Origin of the sequence: Planococcus halotolerans (genome assembly GCF_003289955.1) — a bacterium.
In the GTDB taxonomy this organism is placed as follows: Bacteria; Bacillota; Bacilli; order Bacillales_A; family Planococcaceae; genus Planococcus; species Planococcus halotolerans.
Window position 1 is genome coordinate 107,718 of the sequence record NZ_QLZR01000003.1, and the last position, 16,579, is coordinate 124,296.

Annotated in this window: 20 protein-coding genes; 11 read left to right on the forward strand and 9 right to left on the reverse strand. The window is 43.1% G+C overall.

All coding sequences use genetic code 11. The features are described from left to right. Positions 1 to 58: 58 nt before the first annotated feature. Entirely contained in the window at positions 59 to 442 is a 384-nt protein-coding gene (locus DP120_RS09350; protein ID WP_112223406.1) for a hypothetical protein, read from the forward strand. A 56-nt stretch (positions 443 to 498) separates the two neighbouring features. On the opposite strand, the gene DP120_RS09355 is transcribed toward DP120_RS09350, so the two are convergent. Continuing rightward, the gene (locus tag DP120_RS09355) at positions 499 to 888 is read right to left on the reverse strand and encodes a VOC family protein (protein WP_112223407.1); all 390 of its coding nucleotides are present in this window, start codon (positions 886 to 888) and stop codon (positions 499 to 501) included. A gap of 354 nt (positions 889 to 1,242) precedes the next feature. On the opposite strand from DP120_RS09355, the gene DP120_RS09360 reads away from it, so the two are divergent. The 5 genes from DP120_RS09360 to DP120_RS09380 are packed head-to-tail and all read left to right on the forward strand — an operon-like array spanning position 1,243 to position 7,324. Beyond that, positions 1,243 to 1,785 (forward strand): helix-turn-helix domain-containing protein, encoded by a 543-nt coding sequence (locus DP120_RS09360; RefSeq protein ID WP_112223408.1) that lies wholly within the window; start codon positions 1,243 to 1,245, stop codon positions 1,783 to 1,785. A gap of 26 nt (positions 1,786 to 1,811) precedes the next feature. Further along, the gene (locus DP120_RS09365; protein WP_112223409.1) at positions 1,812 to 3,857 is read left to right on the forward strand and encodes a hydantoinase/oxoprolinase family protein; all 2,046 of its coding nucleotides are present in this window, start codon (positions 1,812 to 1,814) and stop codon (positions 3,855 to 3,857) included. A 1-nt stretch (position 3,858) separates the two neighbouring features. Further along, the gene (locus DP120_RS09370) at positions 3,859 to 5,598 is read left to right on the forward strand and encodes a hydantoinase B/oxoprolinase family protein (RefSeq protein WP_112223410.1); all 1,740 of its coding nucleotides are present in this window, start codon (positions 3,859 to 3,861) and stop codon (positions 5,596 to 5,598) included. 2 nt (positions 5,599 to 5,600) lie between these two features. Continuing rightward, a complete protein-coding gene (locus DP120_RS09375) occupies positions 5,601 to 5,930 on the forward strand; it encodes a cupin domain-containing protein (protein ID WP_112223411.1) in 330 nt (109 codons plus the stop codon). A gap of 44 nt (positions 5,931 to 5,974) precedes the next feature. Then, complete coding sequence (locus DP120_RS09380; protein WP_112223412.1) at positions 5,975 to 7,324, forward strand: purine-cytosine permease family protein; 1,350 nt, start codon at positions 5,975 to 5,977, stop codon at positions 7,322 to 7,324. Between the two features lie 530 nt (positions 7,325 to 7,854). Here DP120_RS09380 and DP120_RS18450 read toward each other — a convergent pair. After that, a complete protein-coding gene (locus DP120_RS18450) occupies positions 7,855 to 8,016 on the reverse strand; it encodes a hypothetical protein (protein ID WP_158593214.1) in 162 nt (53 codons plus the stop codon). A gap of 95 nt (positions 8,017 to 8,111) precedes the next feature. Further along, the gene (locus tag DP120_RS09390) at positions 8,112 to 8,459 is read right to left on the reverse strand and encodes a hypothetical protein (protein WP_112223414.1); all 348 of its coding nucleotides are present in this window, start codon (positions 8,457 to 8,459) and stop codon (positions 8,112 to 8,114) included. Between the two features lie 403 nt (positions 8,460 to 8,862). Here DP120_RS09390 and DP120_RS09395 point away from each other — a divergent pair, with 403 nt between their 5' ends. Next, entirely contained in the window at positions 8,863 to 9,642 is a 780-nt protein-coding gene (locus DP120_RS09395) for a 2-keto-4-pentenoate hydratase (protein ID WP_112223415.1), read from the forward strand. A 138-nt stretch (positions 9,643 to 9,780) separates the two neighbouring features. On the opposite strand, the gene DP120_RS09400 is transcribed toward DP120_RS09395, so the two are convergent. From DP120_RS09400 to DP120_RS09420, 5 genes are all read right to left on the reverse strand, one after another. Beyond that, on the reverse strand, positions 9,781 to 10,497 hold the full coding sequence (locus DP120_RS09400; RefSeq protein WP_112223416.1) for a 3-ketoacyl-ACP reductase: 717 nt from the start codon (positions 10,495 to 10,497) through the stop codon (positions 9,781 to 9,783). A gap of 175 nt (positions 10,498 to 10,672) precedes the next feature. Beyond that, positions 10,673 to 11,194 carry a hypothetical protein gene (locus DP120_RS09405; protein ID WP_133257387.1) on the reverse strand — a complete coding sequence of 174 codons (522 nt, stop codon included), beginning with the start codon at positions 11,192 to 11,194 and terminating at the stop codon, positions 10,673 to 10,675. A 98-nt stretch (positions 11,195 to 11,292) separates the two neighbouring features. After that, positions 11,293 to 11,487: a hypothetical protein gene (locus tag DP120_RS09410; RefSeq protein WP_112223418.1), complete on the reverse strand. Its 195-nt coding sequence runs from the start codon at positions 11,485 to 11,487 to the stop codon at positions 11,293 to 11,295. A 47-nt stretch (positions 11,488 to 11,534) separates the two neighbouring features. After that, positions 11,535 to 11,894 (reverse strand): YciI family protein, encoded by a 360-nt coding sequence (locus DP120_RS09415; RefSeq protein WP_112223419.1) that lies wholly within the window; start codon positions 11,892 to 11,894, stop codon positions 11,535 to 11,537. A gap of 481 nt (positions 11,895 to 12,375) precedes the next feature. Continuing rightward, positions 12,376 to 13,566: a D-alanyl-D-alanine carboxypeptidase family protein gene (locus DP120_RS09420; RefSeq protein ID WP_112223420.1), complete on the reverse strand. Its 1,191-nt coding sequence runs from the start codon at positions 13,564 to 13,566 to the stop codon at positions 12,376 to 12,378. Between the two features lie 165 nt (positions 13,567 to 13,731). Here DP120_RS09420 and DP120_RS18455 point away from each other — a divergent pair, with 165 nt between their 5' ends. The 4 genes from DP120_RS18455 to DP120_RS09435 all read left to right on the forward strand — a co-directional run bounded on the left by DP120_RS18455 (position 13,732) and on the right by DP120_RS09435 (position 15,946). Beyond that, positions 13,732 to 13,884 (forward strand): hypothetical protein, encoded by a 153-nt coding sequence (locus tag DP120_RS18455; protein ID WP_165843761.1) that lies wholly within the window; start codon positions 13,732 to 13,734, stop codon positions 13,882 to 13,884. A 340-nt stretch (positions 13,885 to 14,224) separates the two neighbouring features. Continuing rightward, positions 14,225 to 14,905: a hypothetical protein gene (locus tag DP120_RS09425; protein ID WP_112223421.1), complete on the forward strand. Its 681-nt coding sequence runs from the start codon at positions 14,225 to 14,227 to the stop codon at positions 14,903 to 14,905. Between the two features lie 158 nt (positions 14,906 to 15,063). Next, positions 15,064 to 15,729: a type 1 glutamine amidotransferase domain-containing protein gene (locus tag DP120_RS09430; protein WP_112223422.1), complete on the forward strand. Its 666-nt coding sequence runs from the start codon at positions 15,064 to 15,066 to the stop codon at positions 15,727 to 15,729. Between the two features lie 34 nt (positions 15,730 to 15,763). After that, a complete protein-coding gene (locus tag DP120_RS09435) occupies positions 15,764 to 15,946 on the forward strand; it encodes a hypothetical protein (RefSeq protein WP_112223423.1) in 183 nt (60 codons plus the stop codon). An 86-nt stretch (positions 15,947 to 16,032) separates the two neighbouring features. Here the strand turns inward: DP120_RS09435 and DP120_RS09440 are convergent, their stop codons facing one another. Continuing rightward, on the reverse strand, positions 16,033 to 16,521 hold the full coding sequence (locus DP120_RS09440) for a DUF2975 domain-containing protein (protein WP_112223424.1): 489 nt from the start codon (positions 16,519 to 16,521) through the stop codon (positions 16,033 to 16,035). Positions 16,522 to 16,579: the final 58 nt, after the last annotated feature.

Genomic DNA, 16,579 nt, shown 5'->3' on the forward strand with positions numbered 1-16,579 from the left:
ATAAATAACTGTAACTTTTAATGGGTAATTCCGTCAGCTTCATTAAAAGGGGGATTCCATGTTGAAACTGAAATCCATTGCCGGCATTCTTTTATTGTCTGTCATTCTAAGCGGCTGTCAGAACAATAACGTCACCGCGTTTACTGACGCAACGCGGATTGAAGTTTTTGATTATGAAAATACCGATGAACTTATTGCCACCATTGAAGATCAGAAATTCATAAAAAGCCTGACGGAAGAATTGGACCATGCAGAAACTTATGGAACAGGTGCCGTTGACTGGGGCGGCCCTGATTATCAGCTGGTTTTTAAGCATGAAGATAAAACTCTATATGAAATCGGTTATAATACTGAACTGCTCAGACTCGGAGTTGGTGGAGAGGGCAGGTATTCGAAACACGAAAAACTTTTTGAAGTGGCGACTGAGCTGCCTATCGAATAAGGAATGAAAACAAAACGGCAATGCAAAGGAAATCCTTCGCATCGCCGTTTTCTTGATTATTCCTCCAACAACTCCATCACCGCAAAATAATTCTCTTCATCATCCGCAAAATTAAAAGTTCTCCCCATCCGCATGTTAACGAGTTCGCCGGTCGTCACGCCTCTTTCCTTGAAGTCAGCGTACAGCTTATCGACATTGTCCGTATAGAACATCAAAGAAGGCGTGCCCAGATTCAACTCCGGCGACATTTTCGAAATGACTTCCTTGTCATGCAACACAATCGTCGTCGCCGAATCTTCCGACGGCGCAATCTCAATCCACCGAATCCCCATGTCCTCCGAACCCTTATCAGCGATAACCGTGAATCCAGCCTTCTCCGTCCAGAATTTCACTGCCTTGTCCTGATCATCCACATACACCATCACTTGCCCAAGCTTACTGATCATTCCGACCACTCCTTTACGGAATATTGTTCGATTCATCCACATTATACTTCCGCACTTGAAATATTGAAAAGATTTGGACATGATTGCTGTCCAGATTTATTACTGTACCATTTCAAATGTGATGACTTTATTAATTATATTTATCCGGTGTCGAATTCAGAATTTCACTTAATATAATTGCCTTGCTGTTGTATTCAGAGTTTTTCCTATGTAAAAAACTTTGGTTTTTATATCGGAACTAATTTTAAAAATATTCTATCAATTTGAAAAGTATTATGATATTATGAGAAAAAGTTTAGTAATACTATATTTTTTACTGTGAGACTGTATTTTGGAAAGGGAAGGTAAGGAACTATGGATGGTATTTACCAAAAGATAAAAAATCTAAGAATTGAGAGTGGACTAACATTAAAAGATCTTAGTGAGAAGACAGAGTTATCGGTTAGCTTTTTGTCTCAAATTGAAAGAGGATCTTCCTCTCTGGCGATTACTTCTTTGAAAAAAATTGCAGATGCTTTTGAAGTCCCCGTTACATTTTTCTTTGACTCGGAGACAAACCATAATTATATGTTGCAGGCTGGTGATAGAAAGCCTTTTCAACTGGAAGGGGCTTCGACAACTTACAGTCGGTTAAATGGGGAGTTCGGAGGTCGAAGGTTAGAGCCTTTGCTGGTAACTCTGGCGCCTAAGCAGGAACAAAACCAAACGTCCAACCATCCGGGAGAAGAATTTTATTATGTTTTAAAAGGAGCAGCATTATTCAAAGTGGATGGTAAAGAATACTTTGTCAGGGAGGGGGATTCGATTCACTATCCATCTGAAGTGCCGCATTCATGGGAAAATCCCCTGAATGAAGAAACAATTATCCTTTGTGTACTGACGCCTGTGATATTTTAATTCAAAAGAAAGAGGGCTGATCATTAATGAGAATAGCTACTGATATTGGGGGAACTTTTACAGATTTGGTTTATGTAGACGAAAATGGAAAAGTGGGAGTTGCAAAAAGCCATACAACCCCTCCGAATTTTGAACAGGGAATTATTGATGTAATTGAAAAAAGCGGGATTGACCAGCAGGAGATTGAAACTTTTATACATGGAACAACGGTAATCATCAATGCTCTCACTGAACGAAAAGGTGTGAAAACCGGATTGATTACCACAAAAGGCTTTCGTGATGTACTCGAAATTGCAAGGGGGAACCGCCCTGATTTATTCAACGTACGTTACGAAAAACCGGTTCCGTTTGTTGAACGTTATTTGCGGCAGGAAGTTGAAGAACGGTTAAACCAAAAAGGGGAAGTTGTCATTCCGCTCAACATAGGGAAAATCAAAGAACTCATTGCTTATTTCAAGAGGGAACAGGTGGAAGCATTGGCAGTTTCTTACTTGCATTCCTATAAAAATCCTGAACATGAAGAACTGACTGTTGAGCTGATACGGGAGCTATGGCCCGAAGTTGCTGTTACTGCATCTCATGAAGTAACGAAGGAATGGCGTGAATATGAAAGAACAAACACTGCGGTTTTAAATTCTTATGTAAAACCGATAGCTTCAAAGTATATCGACAAACTCAATTCCAAGCTGGTGGAAAACGATGCGGACAGTTTTAATTACATCATGCAATCAAATGGAGGAACCACTACATTCGAGCAAGCGAAAAAGACGCCAATCAATATGGTCGAATCGGGCCCTGTAGCTGGAATTTACGGAGCTGCTTATCTGGGCGAAATTATCGGGGAGAAAAATGTCATCGCTTTTGATATTGGCGGAACAACAGCAAAATGCTCGCTCATCAGCAATGGGGAAGTAAAGGTATCCACCGATTATTATATTGAGAAAGATGATCTGAGGGCGGGATATCCGATTAAATCTCCAGTTGTCGATATAGTGGAAATCGGTAATGGAGGCGGCTCCATCGCCTGGATTGATGAAGGCGGCTCATTAAAAGTTGGCCCGCAATCAGCCGGTGCAGTCCCAGGACCGGTTGCTTATGGACAAGGGGGCACAGAACCCACTACAACCGACGCAAATTTGCTGACTGGCCGACTTTCTCCGGAAAACTTCGATTACACAGTTGATATGAAATTAGTGAAAAAGGCTATTCATGATAAGGTGGCCAAAGTCTATGGCATGACAGAAGAAGAAGGGGCACTCGGCATTATCCGGATTGCCAATGCGAATATGCTGAACGCTTTAAAGCTGATTTCAGTCAGAAAAGGTTATGATCCACGGGATTTCACTCTTGTAGCTTTCGGAGGCGGTGGATCGATGCATGCGCCTGCATTAGCCCGGGAGCTGGGCGTCAAAAAGGTAGTAGTACCGGTCGCATCGTCTGTCTTTTCTGCATGGGGAATGCTGATGACGGATTTACGACATGACTACATACAAACCTATATCAACCGTTTTGAAGACTTGGATTTGGCGGAACTGAACAACCAGTGGGATAAGCTTGAAACTCAGGCGAAACAGCAATATGCAGAAGAGAATATAAAAGAAGAAGAAATTATTTTCAATCGCTTTGTCGATATGCGTTATTCCGGTCAAGAGCATACGGTGAAAGTACCGTTGGTAAATGGGGAAATTAAAGCTCAGACAGTCCAGGAGGTCATCCGCTTATTCCATGAAATGCATGAGCAAAATTTCACATTCAAATTGGAAGAAGCTCAGACAGAGATTGTCAACTTGCATTTAACTGCTTTTGGCACTGTTCAGAAACCGGAGCTGCAGAAACTGGAAACCGGGAGCAAGGATGCCGAAACAGCATTGAAAGAAACACGGCAAGTCTTCTATGAAGATGAAGGTTGGAATGATACAAAAGTTTATCACCGTACATTACTTGCTCCCGGTATGAAAATACAAGGTCCGGCAATCGTGGAAGAGCCGACTGCGACAACTGTTTTCTATTCAGGACAAACCTTGTCAGTAGATGCTTATGGAAACTTATTGATCGAAATGGGGGCGAAATAAGATGACATTGACAAATCAGGAAGTGAAAGTCGATCCGTTTACAATTGAAATTGTTAAGGATTCTTTGATTGCAATAGGGGAAGAGATGTTCCATGCCTTAGCAAGAACATCTATGAGTCCGATTATTTACGAAGTTTTGGATTACGCAAGCGGGCTGACAGATTCAAAAGGGCAATTATTGACACAAGGGAATGGTGTAACTGGATTTATCGGAATGCTGACATTCATGGTTAAAGAAACTTTGAACAAATTTGGCGAAGAAGAGCTAAAGGAAGGCGATATTATTATCATTAATGATTCGTATGTGGGCGGCGGTTCGCATTTATCAGATGTCGGACTCGTGATGCCTATCTTCCATGAAGGGAAGATTATCGCGTTTTCTGCTAACAAAGCTCACTGGACAGACGTAGGAGGAAAAGATCCCGGATCGTTCAGCAATGACGCAACCGAGATTTATCAAGAAGGGCTGCAATTTCCATGTGTAAAATTATTTGATGAAGGAAAACTGAATCAGGCGGTTCTCGATATTATTAAATCGAATATTCGTTTTCCGGATTTGTCTATCGGAGATCTTTGGGCGCAAGTGGCAGCACTGCGGACGGGAGAGAAACGGGTAAAGGAACTGTGCGAAAAAAACAGTGCTGAGGTAGTCCAGGCATCCATCGATCATCATTTGGACCATGGAGAGCAGATGGCCAGAAAAGAATTGGCGAAATTACCGAAAGGCGAATTTACTGCAGAAGACTTTGTTGATGATGACGGTTTTGGAAATGGACCTTTCCCGATCAAAGTTAAAGTGACCATTACGGACGATAAATTTATCTGTGATTTCCGGGGCAGCCATCCACAGGTTCCAGGTCCGGTCAACTGCACTTATACGGGATTGGTCTCAGCGGTTCGCACCATTTTCTTAGCAGCGACAAATCCTTCCCAGGATGTCAATGACGGCGTGTTCCGGCCGCTCGAAATTATAACCGATCCTAAATCCATTTTAGCAGCGGAACGCCCGGCACCAGTATCGATTTACTGGGAAAGTATGCAAGGTGGTGCAGATCTTGTTTGGCAGGCACTTGCGCCATCATTGCCGGACCGTCTATCAGCTGGACAATTGCTGTCTGTCTGCGCGGTGACTTTATCCGGAGAACACCATGTAACTAATGAACCGTTTCTGATTGTGGAACCTTCGGCAGGCGGTTGGGGAGCAGCAAAAGGACAAGATGGAGCCAGAGGTCAATTCTGTATTGGAGACGGCGAAACCTATAACGTCCCGGTCGAAGTGGCAGAAACGCGCTACGGAGTCATGATTGACGAATACAGCTTGCGGACAGACGGTGCGGGTGCCGGAGAATTTATAGGTGGTGCGGGTGTAACACGCGCGTATCAGGCAATGACCGATAAGCAAATGGTATCTGCAACATTCGGCCGCAACAAATACTTCCCATGGGGTCTGAATGGCGGAGATGAAGGTTCGCCTAATGAATTCATTATAGAAAAAGTGAACGGTGAAACTGACGGGCCATTCGGTATTTATCCACGCTATCCTCTGAATAGGGGAGATGTAGTCAAGCTGATGACAGCTACCGGAGGCGGTTATGGAAATCCGATTAACAGGCCGGCAGAACAAGTGGCGAAAGACGTGAAAAATGGCTACATCAGTATCCAGAAAGCAAAAAATGTCTTCGGTGTAGTTGTAAATGAAGATAATTTCTCAGTAGAAGAATTAATCGGGAGAGGAAATTGAGCATGGATATTTTAAATATTGAAGACTTGGCACAAGAAGGCAATGAATCCTATTCGATGTATACGATTTTTAAAGAAAAACAGCAAAATTCAACTGTCAAAGTAGGCCATGTCACTATTTATCCAGGGGAAACAGTTCCGTTAACCGGTGTTTCCAAACATGAAGAAAACGAGTATTCCGTAATTGTCAAAGGGACCTTGCTCACAGAAATTGACGGCAAGCAATACCGCGTTTCTGCAGGTCAAGCGACATATATCCCAAAAGGTGAAGAACATATTGCGGTCAATGACGGTAGTGAAAATTGCGAATTGGTGTTTGTCATGGTTGGCTGATCTGGATTGGTGAATGGAAACTTAATATTAAAGGGGGAGTACGGATGGAGAAGCAAGGTATTAAAAATGCAGTAGGCAAAGACGAAGCATTAGCGGCAATTCCAGCAGATAAACGTCAGCACTGGCTGACTCCTGCAATGATTTTTGGCGGACTTGAATTTACAATTCCAGTTTTAATGGTAGGAGCTACACTTGCTGGAGCATTTGGCATGTCACAAATTTTCTGGATCCTGCTGGTATCCCTTTTCGTTGTCCAATGGGCAGGAAATGCGGTTGCCGGTTATATGGGCGCCAAAACTGGTCGCTCATCTTCTGTAATTGCCCGCACCAGTTTTGGTGCAGCCCAAGCAAGATTCATCGTGGGCGTCACAATCTTCATCGTCTCTCTCGGATGGTGGGCATTGCAAACCGCTGTGGCAGGGAATGCTATTTCGGCCATGTTGGGAATCGATTATCAAAACGAAATTATCCCTTGGGCAATTGTCACAATCATCGTCGGATTATTGTTTGCAATTCCTTCTATCATTGGGTACGGCTCTATGAAGTGGACGGATTATGTAGCTGTTCCGGCTGGTCTTCTATTGATTATTGGCGGTATTTTCTACGCTCTTCAGAATACAGGCTTCAGCACAATTATGGCTTGGCGACCTGAACCTTCAATGACTTTTTTAGCAGCGCTCAGCCTGATTATCGGAATTAATGTTTCCCAATGGGTCATTGCATCAGATTATACACGTTACGCAAAACCAAAAGTAAAAGATAATATCCTGATACCACTGGGTATCATTGCTGTCGGATTTCCCTTGTTCTACGTTGGGGCCATCATGTCGGTCGGTGTCGGCGATGCGGATATCGTTAACGTCATGATGAACCTCGGCTTTCCGGTATGGGGCTTCCTGATTCTGTGGTTCGCTACCTGGACAAGCCAATTGGTCAATAACTACAGTATGGGACTGGCTATGGCGAACATTTTCAACGTGAACTCAAACAAGGGCCGTGCCATTCTGACATTAATCGGCACATTAATCGCCATCGTTATCGCACTTGCCGGAATTCTGCAGTACTTCATGGATTTCCTGTACATGACCGCCTTAGTCTATCCGGCCATCGCTGGCATCATGATGTCTGACTTTTTCTTTATCCGTAAACAGCAATGGGCAGATAATAAAGGTTGGAACTGGATGGCGACTATTGCACTCGTGGCGGGTGTCATGGTGGGTTATTTTACACAATATGTAAATTCTTTTGGGCTTCCTGCAGTTCAGTCACTCATTGCAGCAGGTATTGTTTACTTTGTTGCCATGAAAGTTAAAGCTGCAATTAAACCGGATCACTTTACAGTTCCGATTGAAAACGAAGAAAAAGTGTTGAAAGAAAAAACAGAACCAGTATGAAATTTTAAAAAAGTCTCCGACAGATTGCAATTCTGTCGAAGACTTTTTTTATGCAAGCGAATCTTCTCCCATGACATCCAGCCGACAGGATAAACTTTCATTAAAATCATCGAAATGCAGACCTTCGTATCCACTCGAGTTACAGACGGGTGCGAAGGATGGCTTCTTTCTGCTTTCAGATTTGGTTCTTCAAACTCTTCTCATTGAGCACATGTTGTTTTTGGATGGCAGTATCCTTAAATCTAATAGTGCAATGCTTGCTGTGCGCGTTGCTGGTCTTTTTTTTACATATAGATCGTATTGGGCATTAGCAATTTCGTTGTTTCGCGTCAGCGGAATATGGGCTTCGGCCGACGGCCTAAACAGGTTGGCTGTCATTTTCCGTGCCAGATTGTATTGGAAGCCATGCTGGCTTAATTTGCTGGCGGCTTTAAAATACATGTCTTGATCAAAAGCGGTATACACAAGATGTTTTTTTCGAAAAACAAAAATCGAATCAATCCCATTCTAACCATTTCCTTTCTTCAAAACTAACGTCTGCGCAGCTCCTCAGCAATCTGCTTCAAATAAGCATTCCGCTCCTTCGTCAAATTCACCCACATAATAACTACATAAATCGCAATCACAATTGGCAATAAAGATAATAAAAGTCCAATAATCGGAAATACCGTAATCATTCCGTCGCCCATCATAATTCATCCCTCCTTATACTTACTATACGTAAGCCTTTGGCAAATGTTTCAGAAATACGGAAAAAGCATTCCCATACATAGGGAATGCTTTCATATCAAACTGGCTCCGACGATTCTTCCTCCGGCGTACCCAGCCGATCCGTCAACGTTCTGTAAATATCATCAAAATGTCGGTCTTCGTACCACATCTCACTGTACGAAGCGGAGCGGATAATCGCTTTCTTATCAACTTTCACAACTTCGATCTGCACCGAATTGCTCTTGCCCGTCTCATCAATCTCGCGCTGTTTTTCCTTCATGAATGCATCCGCATCGCGCGGCTCATACTTCCGGAACGTCTCCACCACTTCATTGAAAACCGTAATCGTATCTTCCTCACTCTTGAACAGCCAATAATAATCCTTCTTCGCACTCGCCAGGTGCAAATTCAATTGATAATGCATGTATTGTCCTCCTTCGGGAATAAAAAACGTATTTTCAGTATGTTGTTCTATACCCGAATTTGGAGGGGGAAACCTTATTCCAGAGAGTGGGGAAGTGAAAGGGAGGGTAGCTGAATAAGAATGTAGCACTGTTAGGTAAAGGACGTTATACGTGAGGTGAATTATTTTATACGACAACAAAACGATTCTATACGACACAATAATCACGTTATACGATAACAAACCCATTCTATATGGCACACATACACCAGAATGCCAGCACCAAACAGCAGCCGCTTCATGATATGAGAGATTGCTGTAAAAACACTGGACTCTCACCCAGAAATGAGGGATAGTTTATAGTTAAATGATGCATCCAGCAGAAATGATCATTTTTAAACCTTACTGAATTGGAGATGTGAAAATGACAAATCTTGTGAAGGAAGTTTCCGAAAAGATCACAGAAGCACATGAAGCGGGGGAAGCCACCGAATTTATTCGCCATCAATATACGGTGGATGAAAAGACGGCTTATGCTGTGCAGGATACAGTGGTCAGCGCATTGAGTGCGGCTGGGCAAGGCGAACTTGCCGGGTATAAGATCAGTATGACCAGTGCAGCGACGCAAGCGATTGCGAATACGCATGAGCCGGCATATGGAACGTTGCTGACGTCGCATCTGCTGAAAAGCGGGGAGACGGTTTCGCTATCAAGCCTGTTTTCGCCGCTGATTGAAACCGAGATCATGTTCATCTTAACGGAAGATCTTTCTGCAGGAGCAGACGAGGAAGAGGTTTTAAGGAAAAGCAAGATTGCCGCCGGCATTGAAATTCCGGATTCGCGGTATAAAGATTGGTTCCCTAATTTCTCTTTGGCTGATTTGATTTGTGATAACACAGCGGTCGGACGAGTGGTTGTTTCAGAACCTGTGGACCCGCCGTCCTTCGAGGAATTGGCGAATATCCAGATGGAACTTTTCCATAACGGCGCAAAAATTAGCGAAGGAACGGCTTCTGCCGTGTTGGACAATCCCGCTTCAGCTGTTGCCTGGCTGTCCCGGAAGCTGGCGGCCAACGGGAAAGCCTTAACAAAAGGCATGGTGATTTCATCAGGTACATTCATCTCGCCGCTCGTTGCCGAAGAAGGCACCTATACGGTGAAATACTCCAATTTAGGACAAGTGGAAATTACTTTTACAGCGTAATAAAATCGATCGTACATACTACAGAACTCTGCACCAATCCATGAGCAGGGTTCTGTATTTTTTGCGCAAAAAAACACCTCCGAATCGGTACAAGTTTAAACTTTACCAGCCCGGAGGTGTTTTTATTGTTCTATACTTTTACGGATTCGTCGACCAAAGTCCAGCCGATTTCAACAGCACGCGCGGGTGCAGTTTCAACTGGGCAACCATCATTTGCGCCATATCTTCAGGCTGCATCACTTTGTCCGGATTGCCGTCCGTCAAATTCGAATCGATCGCAAGGTCAGTCGCAACTGTGCTTGGCGTCAAGGCAGTCACACGGATATTGTGCTTTCTGACTTCCAGCATCAATGATTCCGTCAATCCCATCAAGCCGAATTTCGATGCGCTGTATGCACTTGTTACCGGTGCGCCTTTTTGTCCGGCTGTCGATGAAATATTGATGATTTCGCCAGACTCGCGTTCGATCATTTGCGGCAGGACAGCACGCGTCACGTAATAAACGCCCATCAGGTTTGTATCGATGATGCCTTTCCATTCGCCAGGCGACAGCTCAAGGAACTTACCGAATTTGCCGATGCCGGCGTTGTTGATCAGAATATCGATCGATCCAAGTTCTTCTGTTATATGTTGAACTGCTGCATTGACCGCTTCCATATCCGCGACGTCCGCCACAGCGAATACCGTTTTCACTCCGTATTGCTCAAGCTCCGCAGCCACTTTCTCCAAATTGGCCGCCGTGCGTCCGACCAGCCCCACATTGATGCCTTCCGCTGCGAAAGCGATGGCCGTAGCCCGGCCGATCCCTTTACCGGCTCCTGTAATTAATGCGTTTTTACCTTTAACGTTTTGCATATTGAACAGCTCCTCTAATATCAATCAGTTTCGTAATCTAGTGTAGCAAAGAGGGCAGGTGGAAATCCAAACGGAGAACTTGGGAGCAATAAAAAAGGACAGCAGAGTGGAGATCTGCTGTCGGTGGAAAATTATTTTGTTGTTCATACCAATCCTTTTTCAATTGAGAAAAAAATTATTCAATCAAATTATCGGCATCATCATAAAATGATAAATCCACAGGAAAAGCTCTTTCCACGTCACTTGGTATCTTTGCAGATTGCAAAAACGTTTGTTCATTCGAAATATCGAATGTAACATCATACTCATTACTTAGAGCAGTCGCTAAAATATGGTCAATCTTCAAATCAGGATTTTCGCCGTATAAAACCAAATATTCTCCTTTATTGGTCTCAATGACTTGATAAGACGAATTATAAATTCCAGAGCCGTATCCGGCAACATCAATCTTAAATTTTCCATTTAACCCCTTTAATAAACGAGCATAACCGTAATCTCCATTATCTAATTGAAAAAGAATGATATGGGAAGTGGTATCCTCTATCTGTTTCACCTGTAATACTTCTGGATTGAGTTCTTCACTAGGTGGCCTGTTCAACCAGGTCTCTAGATTGGATTGAATAGATGCGTCATTATCTTCAATATGATATTCATTCATATAATAAATAGAAAATCCTAATATTGCTATGGCAAACATAGAAATAAAGAGGAGAAATTTCTTGTTCAGACAAATGCCTCCTTTAGGAATAAACTTAACTTAGCAAAGATTCTATTCTGTTCACCTGATGACCTGTATCATTTTTTATTGGAAAAGAACCCTACACCTGTGTATTTCATCATTCCCCAAGCACTGATAGCAGTCATAATAAGACCTGCAATCAAAATATAGATAGTAAATTCTCCTGATCTCTGCATCAAAAAATCCATCAATGCAATAACAATAAGCGCTGCGCTGATTCCCGTCGTAACACCCCAAAATAACCGTTTCACATTTAGCCGCCTCTTTCTTTTAAAGCTTGACTGATTTTATTACAAACTCAAAGAATTCCCAACTCTTTCTGCTGCTTATGCTTAATATCGATATACTCTTGCCCATACTTGGGGTTGATATTCTCGAATTTGCTCATTCGAAAACCCCATTCCTTGATAGAAAAAGTAAACATCCCATTTTTGATGGCAGGATCGTTTTCAGCAAAAGCTATTGCATCTTCTTCAGTTTCCGCATCGAATACAATGGCGCCACCTGAAAAATCCATGAATGGACCGGCCATTATAACATCGCCCTTATCGAACGCTTGCTGTACATATACTGCGTGTTCCGGCATAAACGGCTGGTTGTGGAGGGCTGTGTCCTTCTTCCAATTCGGACCTGAAGCCAATAAAATTAAGAACCTCAAATGATTTCCTCCTCAAGAGTTGTTTCTTGTAAGCAAATTAAACAGTAATTCATTTGTAGATATAAGGCTTAAGTTGATTGCTTCACTGATACTGCAGCTGAAGTTTTTCAACCGGCGCAAAGCCTTGTGTCTTCTTAAATTTCATATTGGGCTCGAAGTTAGATATAGAATCGGAGCAATCGATCCAATCATTCCCTTATGTAAATTGTAAGCATATTAACCAAGTAAAGGAAGTATATTATTATTTTAATTGTTGAAGAATCAATTGAGGCATCCATCATTCTTGCCCAATCTTCCTGCTGTATGACTTTGTCCTTTTCAACAAAAAAGACAGCAGAATGAAAATCTGCTGTCAGCGGCCATACTAACCGATTAATATGAAATCTCCATGGTAGGGATCTCCGAAAAAGAGGGGTTTACCGGCTGCAGTCACTTATTGAGTGTCTGCATATCGGCCGATATTACACATTAAACACAGTTGTTATTCGACGATCTCTGCATAGTTTTTCGAAACATAACCGTCCGGTATCTGATACATATTGGTAGTTTCGCCAAGAAGCTCTACTCGTTCTCCGTTATACAGGACCCCATTTCTTGAGTCGACAGTGAAGTCAGGAGTGCTGTGGATCCAGACATTGCCGGTCGCTACTACATATTGCTCTCCATTCTGATTATCAGAAGATGTAGGAATCGTCAGTGTTGTTCCGATGCTGAGATATCTCGGAGAAATATCCGGGTTGGCATCCATCAACTCCTGCACGGTTACATCACTATAGTTGCTGGCGATACCCCAGAAAGTGTCTCCCGCTTTGACTGTATAACTGGTTCCTTCATTGGGTTGGTCGGGATTCGTCGAACCATCGCCAGGCAAAAGGATTTGATCCCCGATCTGCAAAGTGAGCGGATCGAAATCGGGGTTTAACGCAAGAAGTTGGTCAACTGTTGTTCCATGGTCATTTGCAATTTTCCAGAATGTATCTCCGGCTTGGATCGTATAGGTTCTTGTACCATCCGAAGAATCCTGGGAAAGATATTCTTCAAGCGTCAGGTTATTTGCCGCAATCTCTGCCGCGTGGTCGGCACCGACATAACGCAGGTGCCACGGCTCATATTGATAGCCTGTTATATGCTGTTTTCCTTCAGGGTAGCGGACGATGAAGCCATAGTTTGCCGCATTGTTTTCTACCCATTGGCCTTCCGTCGTATCACCAAAAGATTGAACCAGCTCATAATTAACTGAAGCACTTGTTACATCCATTACCAATCCGGTCTGGTGTTCACTTTCGCCGGGTTTTGCACTGATTTGGTTAGCACGTTCTTCTCCGTATCTGTTTACCCAGTACTGATAAAGATCTGCTTGATAGTCATAGGAGCGATAACCGGATGCTGCATACAATTGCACGCCGTCATTGCTCGCTGCGGCAAACATTTCTTCAAGGGCGTTGGCTGAATGCTGCTGCATTGACTCTCTATCTGAAGAGAATGAAACATTTGGATAAACAAGGTTATCCGGAACATAGTCTGCAGAAAGGGAGTTTTCTTTATTGACCAGAAGGATCTCGTCTTTTTCATGGGCCAAAGCCGTCATTGGCAGGAAAAGTGACAAGAGCAGGGTAACCATCCCCAAGAAAATGAATGGCCTGCAAGTGAAAATTCCAGCTGAATTTCTCATGTTTAGCCTCCTTGTGAATTTATCCCCTCTTTAGTAATGCCCTACCACTTAGATAATGCCTATAAACGTTGATAAAACAAGTTCGTTTCTAATAAGGAAAATGATGGAGAATAGGCCAATCGACGTAATTATGTTGCTATAAAGAAGAAGCTTTCTTAAATGAAAATGAGGAGATTAGAACCGGTAATGTACGAGACTTTTATTAAAGTTGAGCTGCTTGAGCAGTTTGATAGAGAGGATAAACGGCTGATTGAATCAGGGACTAAAGATTTTCAAAAAATTCCCGTTTTCATTGTTTCTGTCCAAAGCTTTATCTAAAAAGCAAATTTCAAATATATGGCTGCATCACGCCCAGAAATAATTTTTTTTATTTATTTTAGAAATTGTCCATCACAGGAATTAAATAATAGTAAAACTGGAACACGCGCAGTTCCAAGCAAACGGCCAAAGCAAATAAACTTTCCATTTATGGATTAAAAAGAAATCGGTGTTTCTGGAAAACCGGATTATAAATGTAAAATTCAGATAATTTATTGTATACTTAGCATAAGTATCTTATGATTATTTCTTTGTTTCGACTCCTTTGATTTTGAAGTACCAGAAGTAGCTGCCAGTAGTTTGGTAATGATTCTATTAAAGATTTAAGGAGGAAATCAGCATGAAAAAATCAACGATGGCTTTATTTTTTTCATCCGCTTTAGCTTTATCGGCGTGCGGATCGGATACTACGGGGATAAACGAGGAGTCTGAAAACCCGGCAAACACGGGTGCGGAAGAACAAATGACGGAGACAATAGATTCTGAAGAAACAGAGGAATTAGCAGAAGAGGTTGCAGAAGACACAGGGGTAGTCGACGAAGATGTGCAGGAAGATGAAAGCATGAAGGTTACCAACACTTATACAGATAAAGAATTAGGTATTACGGGCGAAATCGGTCCGATGCAGTACGAGATTAAGGCAATCCAATTGAAAATCATCGAACCTAAAGATGAGGCGACAGCAGAACTCTTTGAGGTGGCGGTGGGTGAGGAAGTTCATGCATTTACGATTGAACTTGCCGGAGAGAATACTTCTGATGAAGACATGAGTTTTTATCTGGATCAAACAGTTGCAATAACCAATACACTGGAGCAATTGGAACCTAATATGCTCCTCTCTGGATATATCAATGGAGAATACATGGGCAAAGTCAGACATGAAGGCCACAATGTGTATACTTTGAAAGACTCTACAGTGGACGAACTGGAAACCATTGAACTCAGGATTCTGGCGCCAACCGACAGTGAGTTTAATACAATGGGTGAGGATGCTTCACATACAATTGAAGTGAATCAATAATCTGCATAACAGTGAACGCACATCGGACCAGCGATGTGCGTTCTTTTCTTGAGAGTTCTTTTTATCCGGAGTCTAAATATACAGTTTGTTTATACGGGAAAACATTCGGGAACAACAACTGACAGGTTGAATTTTAAATTATAGGAGGCAATATATATATGGCTAAAGTATTAGCAGTGTTATCAAGCGGACACAATGACGCAGAAAACAATTACGAAACCGGCTGGTGGGGAGAAGAACTATTTGCCCCGATGGAGATATTGAAAAAAGCGGGCCATGAAGTGGAACTGGCTTCACCACTCGGCGGCAAACCGACCATCGACCAGGCGAGTATCGGCAATGAATATGATCCTGAAGGCAAATACAAAAATATGTACGAAGCGGGATTAGCAGACAACACACAAAGGCTTTCGGATATCACGCCCGAAGACTATGATGCTGTATTCATCGTTGGCGGCCACGGGGCAATGTATGACCTGGCGGAAAATGAAACCCTGCATAGCATCATCAACAGCGTATACGACAACGGAAAAATCGTGTCGGCTGTATGCCACGGACCGGCTCCGTTAATCTGGACAAAACGCCCTAACGGCGAAAGCATCCTGTCCGGCCTGGACGTAACAGGCTACCCGGAAGCGGTTGAACCTGAAGGGCTTCCTGCCATTCTGCCATTCAGCCTGGAAGGCGAAATGAGCAAAGTGGCAAACTACACTGCCGATGAGAAAGTGGTATGGGGCAACGATCAATTGGTAACGGGACGCGATCCGTTTTCTTCTGAAGCTTTGGCCGAAGAATTGGTGAAGGCTTTGGACAAAAAGAAATAAATAGCTTATAAATGCAAAATGCAGAACTTCGCGATTGATTGTCGGGAAGTTCTGCATTTCTTTGACACTCGGCATGAGCGGCTCTTTCTATCAGGTATATGATATTGCAGATGCGGATAGTTTCGAAGTCGTCATCGAAATGGCAGACGCTGAAACCGGCGAAGTATTCGATACGATCACGTACCCCGAAGCTCTCGAAGAAAAGGGAGAAGAATAGAATAAACGAGGACACAAAAAAGCCCACACGATGTGGGCTTTTTCTCGTTGCAATATAATTTCCGACTAGGTTGCGGGGCCCATACTTCAAACAATCAAATCATTATCCGACCTGATTCCGATTGCATCCTTCAAAAGTTTCAGCAACAGTCCGGCAAAAACAGCCACGACAATGCATGCAAAAGATCCGATGGCACCCAGCATAATGATATGCGTAATGTCCTCACCCCGAATCAGCGCAATCGTCGCCAGTTCGCCGAGCACGATAAACACGATGACCGCATACGCGCAATACCGGATGATCTTCAGCGACTTCACTGCCATATCCGAGAACGCCTGGTTCCGGTCGATATAGGTCAATAATTTGAAGGCCTGATGCATGGCGATAAAAACAGGGAAGAAGAACACATAAGCCGATATCAAAAACGGATACTGCAGATAAGCCGTCTCCGGATGCTGCGCCGCATCCCGGGCAGCCATTCCCGGCAAGGCGAATAGACATACGGTCAGCACTGCGAGAGCGATCAGTAGCAGAACCACTTTCAGGAAGAGCGTCGAAGCTTGTTTGCGTGTCATGGGAAACACTCCGATCGTTTGTTGGTGAGTTGAATATATCATTTTATTTATTGAATTT

Bases quoted from the DNA above. Each gene is read 5' to 3' on its own strand.
- DP120_RS09350 (WP_112223406.1), top strand. From the start codon at position 59: ATGTTGAAACTGAAATCCATTGCCGGCATTCTTTTATTGTCTGTCATT.
- DP120_RS09355 (WP_112223407.1), bottom strand. From the start codon at position 888: ATGATCAGTAAGCTTGGGCAAGTGATGGTGTATGTGGATGATCAGGAC.
- DP120_RS09360 (WP_112223408.1), top strand. From the start codon at position 1,243: ATGGATGGTATTTACCAAAAGATAAAAAATCTAAGAATTGAGAGTGGA.
- DP120_RS09365 (WP_112223409.1), top strand. From the start codon at position 1,812: ATGAGAATAGCTACTGATATTGGGGGAACTTTTACAGATTTGGTTTAT.
- DP120_RS09370 (WP_112223410.1), top strand. From the start codon at position 3,859: ATGACATTGACAAATCAGGAAGTGAAAGTCGATCCGTTTACAATTGAA.
- DP120_RS09375 (WP_112223411.1), top strand. From the start codon at position 5,601: ATGGATATTTTAAATATTGAAGACTTGGCACAAGAAGGCAATGAATCC.
- DP120_RS09380 (WP_112223412.1), top strand. From the start codon at position 5,975: ATGGAGAAGCAAGGTATTAAAAATGCAGTAGGCAAAGACGAAGCATTA.
- DP120_RS18450 (WP_158593214.1), bottom strand. From the start codon at position 8,016: ATGATGGGCGACGGAATGATTACGGTATTTCCGATTATTGGACTTTTA.
- DP120_RS09390 (WP_112223414.1), bottom strand. From the start codon at position 8,459: ATGCATTATCAATTGAATTTGCACCTGGCGAGTGCGAAGAAGGATTAT.
- DP120_RS09395 (WP_112223415.1), top strand. From the start codon at position 8,863: ATGACAAATCTTGTGAAGGAAGTTTCCGAAAAGATCACAGAAGCACAT.
- DP120_RS09400 (WP_112223416.1), bottom strand. From the start codon at position 10,497: ATGCAAAACGTTAAAGGTAAAAACGCATTAATTACAGGAGCCGGTAAA.
- DP120_RS09405 (WP_133257387.1), bottom strand. From the start codon at position 11,194: ATGTTTGCCATAGCAATATTAGGATTTTCTATTTATTATATGAATGAA.
- DP120_RS09420 (WP_112223420.1), bottom strand. From the start codon at position 13,566: ATGAGAAATTCAGCTGGAATTTTCACTTGCAGGCCATTCATTTTCTTG.
- DP120_RS18455 (WP_165843761.1), top strand. From the start codon at position 13,732: ATGAGGAGATTAGAACCGGTAATGTACGAGACTTTTATTAAAGTTGAG.
- DP120_RS09425 (WP_112223421.1), top strand. From the start codon at position 14,225: ATGAAAAAATCAACGATGGCTTTATTTTTTTCATCCGCTTTAGCTTTA.
- DP120_RS09430 (WP_112223422.1), top strand. From the start codon at position 15,064: ATGGCTAAAGTATTAGCAGTGTTATCAAGCGGACACAATGACGCAGAA.
- DP120_RS09440 (WP_112223424.1), bottom strand. From the start codon at position 16,521: ATGACACGCAAACAAGCTTCGACGCTCTTCCTGAAAGTGGTTCTGCTA.